This is a genomic window from Zhongshania aquimaris, from assembly GCF_019312595.1.
In the GTDB taxonomy this organism is placed as follows: Bacteria; Pseudomonadota; Gammaproteobacteria; order Pseudomonadales; family Spongiibacteraceae; genus Spongiibacter; species Spongiibacter aquimaris.
Genome location: NZ_JAHWDQ010000002.1, coordinates 519,204 through 531,864 on the forward strand (window position 1 = coordinate 519,204; position 12,661 = coordinate 531,864).

Consider the following 12,661-nt stretch of genomic DNA (forward strand, 5'->3'; position numbering starts at 1 on the left):
GCCAATCGAATGAATAATAACGAGAGACCTGTCGAGCAGCAGGACCGCATAATGCAGAAGATGCAAGCATTGATAAAAAGCGATTCGCAGCTGGCATTGTTGATTCCATCGCCGGCGGTGGGCGAAGCAATTTGCGCCCCAGATTTAAGTCTGGCGGAAACGATGGATCGTGCTTTTACGGGCTACGCTGATCGCGAAGCACTTGGATCTCGCGATTACGATATTGTTTGGTCTCCAGAGTATGAGCTGCATAGCCGCGCGTATAAACCTAAATTCAACACCATTAGCTATGCACAGTTACAAAGCCGCATACACGCGATTGCCAATGTATGGAAGGATCACCCAGATTATTATGTAAAGCCGGATGAGCGTGTTTGTATCTTTGGATTTACCAGTGCTGAGTTTACTACTTTAGATTTTGCCACTGCCTATGTTCAAGCCATTACGGTGCCCATGCAAACGGGTACGTCGCAGCAGACCATCGACCAGATATTCGAGACAATTCGGCCGGCGACAGTGGCTGTTACCGCGAAAAATTTAGTATCGATGGCCGAGCATGTTGCCGGTAAATCTTATATTCGCAATCTTATCGTCTTTGAGTATGACGAGCGTGACAGCAACGATCAGGCGGCATTTCTTGCGGCAAAAGCTATTCTTGAGGACGAACGCGCCTCCGCGAACTTTATCTCGTTGCAAGATTTGGTTGCTCTGGCGAAACGCTCAGGATGGACTCACCTGGCGCCGCATCCCGATGGCGGTGATCGTGTTGCTTCCATTGTCCACTCGTCTGGCAGTAGCGGCACACCGAAGGCAGCGATGGTGTCGGAAAAGGCAATTCGCTATTACTGGACCAGTATTGTTGAAAATGGGCCGCCTATTGTGGCGCTGTGTCTCGCGCCATTTAGTCATCTCCTGGGCAAGGGAACGCTTGTTTCTGTGTTAAAGCATGGCGGAACGGCATATTTCACGCTGGCACCCGATATGTCCACCCTGTTTGACGACATTCGAATTGCAAGGCCCACTTTCGTAGGTTTTTTCCCACGAATAATAGAACTGATCTATCAGCACTATCAGAATGAAGTTGCTCGGCGTCTGCGCATGGGTGAGAGCGATGGTACGAGCGATCAGACTGTGCGTGAGCAGGTAAAGCGCGAGCTTGGCCAATCCTACTTAGGCGATAGATTGTGCTTTGCTTTATTCGGCGGGTCGCAGATGTCCGCTGAAGTGCGATCGTTCTTCTCGGACTGTTTCGACGTGCAGCTCATGGACGCCTATGGCAATACCGAGGGTGGACAAGTTGCCGTAAACGGCTTTGTTCAGCGGCCACCGGTATTGGACTACCGACTTAGAGATGTTCCGGAGCTGGGCTACTACACAAGCGACAAACCCTATCCCCGCGGTGAGTTTTGCTTTAAAAGTATCCAGAGTATTAGCGGATACTATAAGGCGCCGGAAGCGTCGGAAAAATTATTTGATGAAGATGGCTTTATCTGCACTGGCGATATTGTTGAGGAGTATGAAACCGATCATATCGCCATCATTGATCGCCGCAATGATGTATTAAAACTCTCGCAGGGCGAGTACGTCCCGATTGGCTCTTTGGGGCCAATTTTTGAGGGCGCAAGTGATGTAATAAGTCAGATCTATATTTACGGCAATTCTCAGCGTGCGTATCTGCTAGCCGTGATTGTGCCTAATAGTACCGTAGTGGAGACCTATCTTGGCGACAAGCCGAGTGCCGACGCGGTGCGGGCTTTAATTCATCAAGAGTTGCACCGTGTTGCGAAAGAAGAGGGCATTAAAAGCTTTGAGATTCCGAAGGACTTTATCGTCGAATGGGAACTGTTTAGTGAAGAAAACGGCCTGCTTTCCGGCTTGCGTAAGAAATTAAGGCCCGCGCTGGAAAGGAAGTATGGCGAGCGCCTTGAGGCCATATACGAAAGCCAAGAGGACGCGAGCAAAGCGAAGCGGCGGGAGTTAATCGAAGATAAAGATTCCCTGAGTGTTCCAGAAATATTAAGCAAACTATTAGAAATTGATCTTAATATTCATGTCGCCAGCAGCACAATGTCTTCCACCTTTTATGAATTGGGCGGTGATTCATTGGGTGCCGTACTTTTCTCACAGTCACTTGAAGAAGTGTTTGGGGTTGAAGTAGCGGCGGATATGATTCTTAGTCCAACCGGTAACCTCGCCAAGTGGTCTGCATATATTCAGAAATCACTTCTAGGAAAGTCTGAACGTCCGAATTTTGCCAGTATTCACGGTAAGGGCGCGACCAGGATTACCCGCGAAGACCTCGATTTAACTCATTTCATTGCCCCCGCTATTCTCAATAGTAGCCGAGAACTATCGGCACCGCCGGGCCAAGAAAGTACCGTACTACTAACGGGTGCCAATGGCTTTCTCGGGCGCTTTGTATGTTTGGCGTGGCTGGAAAAATTGGCGCTTACTGGCGGGAAACTGGTTTGCTTAATTCGGGCTGCCGACAACACTTCCGCAAAGGCGCGGCTCGACAGCGCCTATTCAGGTCAAGATCCGCAACTCGAGTCGCGTTATCAGACCTTGGCCGCCAAGCACCTGGAAGTAATTGCTGCGGACGTCGGTGAAGAAAAAATGGGTCTCAGCGACGCCGATTATCAACGCTTGCTGCGTAATGTAGATCGCGTTGTTCACGTGGCTGCACTGGTTAATCATCGATTCTCATACGCAAATTTGTTTGGTGCGAACGTGTTGGGTACCGCCGAGGTAATTAAGTTCTCTCTGTTAGAGCATAAGAAAAATATCGACTTTATTTCAACCGTGGCCGTCTACTCCTTGCTGGATACCAGTGAAGTGAGTAGTGAGGAGTCGCCGCTCCTCGATAGCATTGCGCTGAGCGACGATTATGCGTCGGGGTATGCGGCGAGCAAATGGGCTTGCGAGCAGCTATTACAGAATGCCAACCAGCATTGCGGTCTCGGCATCAATGTATTTCGCGGCGACATGATGTTGCCCCATCAACACTATATTGGTCAGGCAAATACAGCGGATATCTTTGTTCGATTGATCTTCAGCATTATCCACACTGGCCTCGCCCCCTATTCATTCTTTCCACTGCAAGAAGGTGGTGGCAAGAGACAGGGGCATTACGATGGCGTTCCGGTGGATGTCGTGGCTGCGGCTGTGGTTGGCGCACAAGGTAAACCTGGCGAATACCAAACATTTAATATTGAAAATTATCATAGCGATGATGGTTGCTCGCTCGATGCGTTTGTTGACTGGATTGACGTGGAAGGATATCCCATTAAACGCGTTAGGGATTACCGCGAATGGTTTGATACTTTTAAAGCTGCGCATTTAAATTTGTCGGAAGCTCAGCGCGGCCACTCGGCCTTAGACGTTTTAAGTGCCTTTTCGGCTCCGCAAGCGCTTGCCAATGAGTTGATGCAGTGCGACAGGTTTAAGCGTCTTGTGGCTGATCTGCTCGGTGAGAGCGGGCTGCCTCATCTTTCGCAAAATTATATTAGGAAATGCCTGCGAGACATGAATGCGCTGGGGCTGATAGACGTGCCGGCAGCGAATAACTATAAAGTCGTGTAACAAAAATTGGGGAATTGTGATGATAAAGGCCTATGCAGCATCGTTACCGGGTGGACCACTCGAAGCGTTTGAATATGATCCTGGAGTATTGGGTATTACCGAAGTTGAGTTAGACGTTCTGTACGCGGGAATTTGTCACACCGACCTCGGCATGATTGATAACGATTGGGGCTTCTCTCAATATCCACTTGTTCCCGGGCACGAAATTGTTGGCCGAGTTTCGCAGCTAGGCGCCGGCGTTAAATCTCTGCAAATCGGACAGATCGTCGGGCTAGGCTTTCATGCCGGATACTGTTTGGCATGTGATGAATGTAATAGCGGTGATCATAATCTATGTGCTGCGGCACGTCCGATCATGGCGGGGCGTCATGGTGGGTTCGCCGATAAGGTCCGCGCTGAAGAGGCAAGTCTTGTAGCTATTCCAGACTCTATCGATCTGAGCTCAGCTGGCCCTATGTTTTGTGCAGGCGTAACGGTATTTAATCCGTTTTTGCAGTTCAATATAAAGCCATCTGACAAGGTGGCAATTGTGGGTATCGGGGGTTTGGGACACCTCGCACTGCAAGTCGCCAATGCCTGGGGCTGCGAAGTAACCGCGTTTACGTCAAGCGGTAAAAAAATAGAGGAGGCGTATTCACTCGGTGCCCATCATACCTTGAATTCGAAAGACCCTGATCAAATCGCGTCAGCGGCCGGAAAATTTGACTTGATTATTTCTGCGGTAGACGTTTCCCTAGATTGGCGTTTGTATCTGCAAACCTTAAAGCCACGTGGTCGTTTACATTTTGTGGGCGCGTCAGCGATACCGCTGGATCTTACGCCACTGGACTTAATGAGCGCTCAACTTTCCCTGTCGGGATCAATGGTGGGTAGTCCGTCTACAATGGTAAAAATGCTAGATTTTTTCCAGCGCCATGATATCAAGCCAGTCGTGGAAATGTGTTATTTCGATGAAATTAACGATGCGATAGCTAAGTTAAGAAATGAAAAAGTTTACTACCGACTGGTGTTGCAGCATCGATAACTGGCTTGGGTTCGCGGCGCTAAATACAATAACCTCATAACGAGAATTTACTATGTCAATTCCACTACTCTGTATTGCACTACTGGCTATTCTGCTTATCTCTTTGGCGTTTACGGTGTCCATGGCGCGTGGAAAATCCAACATGATGTACGGATACAAGACCGACCCTGAAGATCGCTTATACAAAGCAGTCCGCGCCCACGGTAATGCTACTGAATACGCCCCCATCATAGCGATATTGATTTATATCCTAAGCACAATGCCGATTTCTATGTGGGTAATGTGGTGCATGATAATAGTGACACTATCACGTTACCTGGCAGCGGCGGGTCTGCTGTTCCCCACGTCGTTGGCCAAGCCCAATGTTCTGAGAGTAGTGGGAACCCTGGGTACCTATCTGGCGGCTTTGGGCCTGTGTGTTGCGCTTTTCCTAAAGGCAGTCAATTTGTAAAGTGCAAATCTTCTGCTTTCGTATGCGGGGCTACGATAACTATCGTAAAAAGATGTCAATATTCTACCTATACGCGGCATTGTTCGCGTTCAAGACATGGAAAATTGAATGAGATTACTACCTATGTTTGCGCGGCTCTGTGTGGTCGTTATTTTTATTATTTGGCTACTCCCGGTACACGCTGAGCAAGTACCCCCTGAAATCCCCGTGGTGAAACCACCCCAAGATGCGCCCAGTGTTGTAGTGGTGTTATTAGACGATGTGGGTTTTGGTGCGTCGAGTACCTTTGGTGGGGTTATTGCTACTCCAACGCTGGATGCCTTGGCTAATGAGGGCTTGCGGTATAATCATTTCCACACAACTGCAATTTGCTCGCCCACGCGTGCCGCGCTATTAACTGGGCGTGACGCTCATGTGGCGGGAGTCGGCACGGTAATGAATCTCGCCAATAGTTATCCCGGCTACCAAGGGATTTTAAACCCCGCCGCGGCAACGGTGGCGGAGGTGCTTAGGCAGAATGGTTATAGCACCGCCGCTTTTGGTAAGTGGCATCTCACGCCCAGTTGGGAAAGCTCTCCCACTGGGCCTTTTGATCGTTGGCCGACTGGGGCGGGTTTCGATAAGTTTTATGGCTTTCTCGGTGGCGAGACTGATCAGTTTGAACCCACCCTGTATGAAGGTACTACGCCTGTGCACCGCCCCGTCGGGGATAATTATCATTTAAGCGAAGACCTCGCTGAACAGGCTGTGGGTTGGATGCGGTTGCAGCAGTCCATCGCCCCGGACAAACCTTTTTTCGTGTATTTTTCGCCGGGTGCCACTCACGCACCGCATCAAGCACCTCCCGCCTGGATTGAAAAGTATCGTGGTGCATTTGATACCGGCTGGGATGCGTTTCGGAAAACTGTGTTTGCACGTCAGAAAGCCCTCGGTGTTGTCCCGGCAAACACCATCCTGACTTCACGTCCCGATCTTTTGCCGGCGTGGGATAGTCTGAGTGCGGATGAACGCAAAGTGGCGGCGCGCATGATGGAGGTCTACGCCGGCTTTCTTGCCCACACCGATGCCCAGATTGGGAAGCTGGTGCAGTCTTTAAAAGACAGCGGCCGTTTTGACAACACCTTATTTATTTACATCGTTGGTGACAATGGCGGTAGTGGTGAGGGCGGATTACAAGGTGGCGTAAATTACATGGGCGCGCTGCAAGGGTTGCCTGAACCGATAGAGACGAAGCTTGAGCGTCTCGATGCCTATGGCTCGGCCGACAGTTACCTTAATTACCCGGCGGCCTGGGCATGGGCTAGCAATACTCCCTTCCAGTGGATGAAACAAATTGCCTCGCATTTGGGCGGCACGCGCAATCCGATGGTCGTGACCTGGCCCAAAGGTATTCGCGACGCGGGCGGTCTGCGCTCCCAGTTTGGACACGTTAACGATATCGTCCCGACCATTCTGGCTGCGGCGAAGATCGCCGCCCCTGACACAGTCAATGGTGTGCTCCAGCTAGCTATGGACGGTAATAGCCTTGTGAGCACATTCGACTCTGCCGATGCGCCGGAGGTGCATCACACCCAGTATTTTGAAGTGATTGGTAATCGCGCCATTTACCACGATGGTTGGATGGCTTCGGCGTTTCACGGAAAAATGCCGTGGACGGTTGCGATGGGAAGCCGTTCACGCGCCATAGAAGATGACAGATGGGAGCTTTATGATCTGACGAAGGACTTTAGCCAGGCACATGACCTTGCAGCCAGCCACCCCAAAAAGCTTAAGAAAATGCAGGCGCGCTTCAACCAAGAAGCTGCACGGGTAGGCATTCTGCCATTGCGTGACGCATCCGAGGAGCGTACGCCAATGCCTCGCTTGAATGCCGGGCGAACATTATTCACCTACTATGCCGGCGCAGTGGGGATTCCAGAAAGTCAGGCACCGCCAATGATGAATCGATCATGGGTGTTGCAAGCCACATTAACCGTTGAAGACATAAAGCCAAGCGGCGTAGTAGCAACCGTCGGCGGCACCACCGCAGGCTGGTCGCTATATTTAGACTCGGATAGCCGACCAATATTTGAATACCGTGTATTCGAAGTGGCGAGCGTGAAAATCCCGGCTAACCAGATTCTGACGGATGGATCCCACCAACTTCGGGTAGTGTTCAACTACGATGGCCCCGGCTACGCAAAGGGTGGCACCTTGCGTTTGTTGGTCAATGGCAAAGAGCAAGGTGTCGCAAACGTACCGGCCACACCGCCGGCGTTTTTCTCTATCGACGAGACGTTTGATATTGGGGTTGATACCGGTTCACCGGCGGGCCATTACCCTGCGGGTTCTGCAATCGGGTATCCCCTAACTGGCGGTGTGCTAGAGCAAGTTGACGTAGAGTTGCGTTGAATGTGCTAGCTGCATTCATATTGCAGTAGGTGCAGTTCGCGGCAAGTTCAAACTCGCCCAGCTCGATACAAGCCAGTCTTAATGGCACTAACACTCTACACTTGTCGCTTCACGCCTAGGGTTTACGTTCTGCCATGCCAAATTTAGTTTTCCCGCTATACCTGGGTCGGCAATACTCTTCGTTAGCAGATAAACCGGCTTTGCTTGGGAGCTGGTTTGTCGCTCTCTCAAACTCCCCAGGTCCGTAGTAAATGAATAGTATATTTTCGCCGAGCGAAGATTTATGCTCGTATTTCCAGCGTGCTATGCTCGTTTTATCGAGGCGCGCGTTAGTATGAATATTTAAATTATCTTCATTAAATTAGTAATTTACGTTAGCGTCGCCGATATAACAAATTTGGCAAAACTCGAATGCGTGTTATTACAATATTAACTTCTTTGCAACCACAGGAGGAGAAAGGTATGAAGATAAATCCGCAAGATTTTATAGCAATGAAGGGCTCTAAGCCCATACCTATGTTGACCGCCTATACCTGTCCGATTGCCAGAAGTATCGAAAAAGCAGAGGTTCCAGTGATTCTAGTTGGTGATACGGTCGGAATGGTTGAAATGGGCTTTGATAGCACCCGCGATGTCACCATAGAACACATGGAATACCACATAGGTGCTGTGCGGCGCGGTGCTAAGAAAACCCATATAATAGGTGACTTGCCTTACGGTACAGATGTAGACCCGGGAACAGCATTTACCAATGCGCAGCGGCTTATCCAGGCAGGTGCAGACAGCGTGAAACTGGAAGGTCCCAATATCCAGGTCATCCAGTACTTGGTGAAACACAATATTCCTGTGGTAGGACATACAGGCTTGCTCCCCCAGACGGCTATGAATTTCAAGCAAGTCGGCCAGTCAAGCGAGGACGCGAAGAGAATCATAAAGGAAGCTCAAGCAATTGAGAATGCGGGTGCATTCATGGTGGTCCTTGAACATATCCCTTATTCGCTAGCAGGCGAGATTACCGAGTATTTGTCTATTCCCACTATTGGTATCGGTGCAGGCCCTGACTGTGATGGGCAAGTTTTGGTAATTAACGATGCACTGGGGCTCGGTGATTACTGGCCTCCTTTTTCGAAGCAGTATGCGTACGTCAGTAAAACGGTTCTGAAAGTGGCAAACGAGTTTTCCGAGGAGGTTGAGTCAATGAAGTTTCCGAGCAACATCATTCAACTCACTGGTACCAACAGAAGTTAATAAGGTGGTCAATGGGGCGCTAACTACGCTACGCACTGTTGGTGCCTAAAAAGAGGGATCGAGTGAATATTTATTTTTCAGACTATTTTGGGGTGACCAAAGATGAGTTTGATGCTTATGGTGTATTCAATGTATCTCTCATTAATGACCTCCCTGTCTTTATCGATCCATTTCTTCTGTTTGGCAGTGAGAAAGATGAGTATCAAAAGCTTCATCAGGAAATAATTAAATACATCACCTTCCTACGGGAAATGTCAGATAAAGGTACTATTTCTAAAGGCCTGATAAAGCACTGGTTCCTTTTTCCAGAAGTAAAACAGAATTGGCTTGGCTATAGCAAAGTAGGTAATGGTGGATCAGGATTGGGCGCTAAGTTTGCTAGCGCACTAAATAGCAATTTAAGTTCTATCTTTAATGATTTTGGCAATGAACAGATAACGCAAAGCAGTCATCTTGAAAAGCTATGCTTAGTAAAGGATCGTGTGGGTAAAGACTCAATCAGTGACTTTACAACGAATTTGATAAAAGGTTACCTGTGCATATACACCCAGAATTTTGCAAAGGAATATTTGGATAAGTCGAAGTGTAAGGAAGTTAGTGTAAAACATGCAAAGTTTGACTATCAAACTCGAAGATGGATCTCCAAGAGATATAACTTGCCATTTATAGACGGCGATTTCGTTTTACTCACTCCAAAAGATATTCTTACTAAGGACGAAGCATGGATTAACAAGTATGACATCACTGGTGACTTTGACGAGATAGCGGAGTCTATTGCAAATATTGAGCTGCGAGCTCAAATTAATGAATATCTGTTATGACAGATACCGGAGCGCGCAAATCAAAGAGAAATAAATAAGGCAATATCTAGAACGCTTCTGAAATTCCCTGTGCTAATTGATCATTATGTTAGATACAAAGAAGATCATGGCGATGAGGCTGTAGCACTAAGCGAACAAAAAGTAAAAGAAACCGAAGCCATCTTTATACGGCAGGTTACTAATTTAGTTGAAGTGCTTCGAGCACAGATAACTTTCTACTCTCAAAAGGGTGATACTTTTGATGAGGCCTACAATCGAGTTATGTTTCTAAAGCAGGTCATATAAAATAACGATGGATATCGTCTTTTCTATGTAAAAGGAGAGCCCGTAAAGCGATAATCTGATTTACAACTAATTTTCCGTCTAACTTGGTACGCAGCAGAAGAAGATGTAAACGCCGAAGTGAATAATGGTCGCGGCCCCGTGGACTACAAAATATCTAGGGGTTCAAAAGACAGCACGCTCGTTGAATTTAAGTTAGCTAGCAACAGTAAGCTGAAACAGAATCTTGCAAAGCAAGTCGAGGTATACAAGTCTGCCAATCAGACGAACAAACCCATAAAAGTTATTCTCTATTTTACTGACTCAGAATTAGAGAAACTTTTGAAGGCGCTCAAAGAATTGGAGTTGAGTCAAGGTAAGGAGCTCATTTTAATCGATGCTAGAGCTACCAATAAGCCCTCTGGCTCCAATGCAAAATGAATTTAACAAGCGCATCAATTAGGGCGATCACAAGTTCGCGCCTACTACGCGAGCGTTAAAATAATACTGGTTTCAATATTCGGTAATAACCAGCCATTAGTTCCATCGAAGCCCTAATGACATATTTAAACTGCTAAGAAACCGCCGGCTGCGAATAAAAAGGGGCCAATAAATATTGGCCCAAAAGAGACGTAAATAAACCTGGATTAGAAATCGTAGTTTACGGTCACGCCGTAAGTCGATGGTGGAGCGAGTGTACCCATGATGGAGTACGAGGTGGATACCGCAAATTTAGAGGTATAGTACTCTTCGTCAGTTATATTCTTCGCCCATATGCTCAGAGAGAGTTTTTCGTCACGATGACGGAATTTAACATTTGCGTTATAGGTAGTGATGGCATTTTCGCTCATATTGTCGGTATTGAATGCTGAGAAATAGATGCGGCTTCTATGATATGCACCGACATTAACACTAATTATGTCGCCGCTTTCGAGATTGAAATCATATTCACCATTTATATTTGCGGTAAGTTCCGGTGCTTGTACTAACTCGTTACCAGCGAACTGTTGAGTTATAAAAGTGCTTGAGTCATTTGGATCGCAGCCTGCTGTACCACCAGCGCATGGGTCTAGCTCGTTAACTGAAGTAAATTCCTTTATTTCAGTGTCGAGGTAACCGAGCTGAGCGTTAATGCGTAGATCGCGCGATGCTACCCAGCTTAGCTCCACCTCTGCGCCCATGATTTCTGATTCACCGGCATTTTCGAGCTTGGAACCAAAGGCGCCACCTGGTGCGGGGGTTGTTTTGCCCAATTGCATATTAGTGAAATCGTAGACGAAAGCGGCAGCGCTTAGGCTTAGAGTTCTATCAAGGAATAGGCCTTTAACGCCAACTTCAAACGCATCAACTTCTTCAGGGTCGACAAACGCTGAAATCTGACCGAGGTTTGCAGCACCGCTTTTGAATCCCTGAGAAAATTTAGCGTAAAGGTTGATGTCCTCAACGGGTTGATACTCGACACCTATATCGACGGTAAAGTCGTTCCAATCACCGTCGTCTGCAAAAGGTATCGTTCCGCCAGGGGTAGTGAACTGATCTGATTTTTTACGTTCTTCAACACTGTAGCGACCACCTAGTGTTAGCGACCATGCTTCGGAAAGGAAAAAGTTAAAATTTGCGAAAAGCGCTGATGCTTCTACATCCATAACACCTTTTACACGTACGATCGCATCTGGAGGTCCGTTAACACCGACAGGATCTAATCCTAGTGGCGAGTTAGCGTTTAGTTTTTCTTTATAGTAGTAAGCGCCAACTAAGCCGTCCGTTTTATCGCCGCTAAAATGCAGTTGAAACTCTTGTGAGAACGATTCAGTTTCGCGGGCATTATATACATTTAATCCTGGAATTAACGATGCATCCATATCCTGGATGTTTACCGAGTCAAAGGTGCGGTGAGCAGTAATCGAGGTTGCCGCTAATTGGTCGTCGATATCCCAATTTATAGTTGCATTGTAGGCGTCTGAATTACGTATATTAAAAGCGGGCGCATAGTTGGAGCGGATGTTACGTGGGTTGTCCGCTGTTAAGCCGGTAGAACCGATGGGCGGTAGTGTGGCGGGATTGTTCGTTCCGTCAGTTTCGATGAAATGCAGTACGTAGGCGTTATCGTCTTCTCGCTGTCTTGAACCCGACAAGAGCATGTTTAGGTTGTCAGCAGCTCTATACTCAAGTTGGATACGGCCGGAAAGTTGATTTGCATCGTCGATGTCCGTTGCGAAGAGTTCGTTCTCGCCATAGCCTTCTCGCTTATTGGCTTTCAAGGCAATCCGTCCCAATAGTTTATTGTCGATAATAGTTCCGCCAATCGCTGCTTCGGTGGTTATTAAGCTGTAGTTGCCAAGGGTGGTATGGATGTAGCCCGTCGTCTCTTCAGTTGGTTTATTGGTGATGAGATTGATTGAGCCGCCGGTAGAGTTACGGCCGTAGAGGCTGCCCTGTGGCCCCCTAAGTACTTCGACCCGCTCTAAATCGTAAAACACGCCGAGTTGGGCTTGTCCGGGTGAAACCACTACGCCGTCTACATGGAGGGCAACGGAAGGGTCTATGCCGAAGAAATTACTGACCAAGCCAATGCCGCGAATGAATATTTTTGCGGTTCCGAAGTCAGTCCCTATTGACACATTTGGCGAAAATGACTCAAGATCTAGCACGTTGACTACCTGGTAGTCATTCAATTTTTCGCTAGTGACAGCGGTTATCGAAGCACCTACATCCTGTAATGATTCCTGGCGTTTTTGCGCCGTAACAATCACCTCTTCGATTGTGTACTTGGTGTCGTCCTGAGAATAAGCTGGTGTTGCTGAGAGAGATAGCCCTGTCACTGCCGTCAACAGAGCGATATTCGTTACGGATCTGTTTTTTATCATCTTGATTGCCCATTAA

General features: G+C 47.9%; 9 protein-coding genes. 8 read left to right on the forward strand and 1 reads right to left on the reverse strand.

Translation table 11 applies throughout. From position 1 onward, the window contains the following. The first annotated feature begins 9 nt into the window (after positions 1-9). From KXJ70_RS11140 to KXJ70_RS19670, 8 genes are all read left to right on the forward strand, one after another. Complete coding sequence (locus tag KXJ70_RS11140) at positions 10-3,582, forward strand: thioester reductase domain-containing protein (RefSeq protein WP_219043577.1); 3,573 nt, start codon at positions 10-12, stop codon at positions 3,580-3,582. Between the two features lie 19 nt (positions 3,583-3,601). Further along, positions 3,602-4,606, forward strand: a complete 1,005-nt coding sequence (locus KXJ70_RS11145) for an NAD(P)-dependent alcohol dehydrogenase (RefSeq protein WP_219043578.1) — start codon at positions 3,602-3,604, stop codon at positions 4,604-4,606. Positions 4,607-4,658: 52 nt separating this feature from the next. After that, the gene (locus KXJ70_RS11150) at positions 4,659-5,057 is read left to right on the forward strand and encodes an MAPEG family protein (protein WP_219043579.1); all 399 of its coding nucleotides are present in this window, start codon (positions 4,659-4,661) and stop codon (positions 5,055-5,057) included. 108 nt (positions 5,058-5,165) lie between these two features. After that, positions 5,166-7,448, forward strand: a complete 2,283-nt coding sequence (locus KXJ70_RS11155) for an arylsulfatase (protein WP_219043580.1) — start codon at positions 5,166-5,168, stop codon at positions 7,446-7,448. 462 nt (positions 7,449-7,910) lie between these two features. After that, on the forward strand, positions 7,911-8,696 hold the full coding sequence (gene panB, locus KXJ70_RS11160; RefSeq protein ID WP_219043581.1) for a 3-methyl-2-oxobutanoate hydroxymethyltransferase: 786 nt from the start codon (positions 7,911-7,913) through the stop codon (positions 8,694-8,696). A gap of 62 nt (positions 8,697-8,758) precedes the next feature. Next, the gene (locus KXJ70_RS11165; protein ID WP_219043582.1) at positions 8,759-9,517 is read left to right on the forward strand and encodes a DUF8370 family protein; all 759 of its coding nucleotides are present in this window, start codon (positions 8,759-8,761) and stop codon (positions 9,515-9,517) included. A 69-nt stretch (positions 9,518-9,586) separates the two neighbouring features. Then, a complete protein-coding gene (locus KXJ70_RS11170; RefSeq protein ID WP_219043583.1) occupies positions 9,587-9,802 on the forward strand; it encodes a hypothetical protein in 216 nt (71 codons plus the stop codon). A gap of 69 nt (positions 9,803-9,871) precedes the next feature. Continuing rightward, complete coding sequence (locus tag KXJ70_RS19670) at positions 9,872-10,219, forward strand: DUF8371 domain-containing protein (RefSeq protein ID WP_500814679.1); 348 nt, start codon at positions 9,872-9,874, stop codon at positions 10,217-10,219. Between the two features lie 206 nt (positions 10,220-10,425). Here the strand turns inward: KXJ70_RS19670 and KXJ70_RS11175 are convergent, their stop codons facing one another. Next, a complete protein-coding gene (locus tag KXJ70_RS11175) occupies positions 10,426-12,645 on the reverse strand; it encodes a TonB-dependent receptor (RefSeq protein ID WP_219043584.1) in 2,220 nt (739 codons plus the stop codon). Between the last annotated feature and the right edge of the window lie 16 nt (positions 12,646-12,661).

What these genes read in the sequence shown, in the direction of transcription:
- KXJ70_RS11140 (WP_219043577.1), top strand. Translation starts at nt 10, where the DNA reads ATGAATAATAACGAGAGACCTGTCGAGCAGCAGGACCGCATAATGCAG.
- KXJ70_RS11145 (WP_219043578.1), top strand. Translation starts at nt 3,602, where the DNA reads ATGATAAAGGCCTATGCAGCATCGTTACCGGGTGGACCACTCGAAGCG.
- KXJ70_RS11150 (WP_219043579.1), top strand. Translation starts at nt 4,659, where the DNA reads ATGTCAATTCCACTACTCTGTATTGCACTACTGGCTATTCTGCTTATC.
- KXJ70_RS11155 (WP_219043580.1), top strand. Translation starts at nt 5,166, where the DNA reads ATGAGATTACTACCTATGTTTGCGCGGCTCTGTGTGGTCGTTATTTTT.
- panB (WP_219043581.1), top strand. Translation starts at nt 7,911, where the DNA reads ATGAAGATAAATCCGCAAGATTTTATAGCAATGAAGGGCTCTAAGCCC.
- KXJ70_RS11175 (WP_219043584.1), bottom strand. Translation starts at nt 12,645, where the DNA reads ATGATAAAAAACAGATCCGTAACGAATATCGCTCTGTTGACGGCAGTG.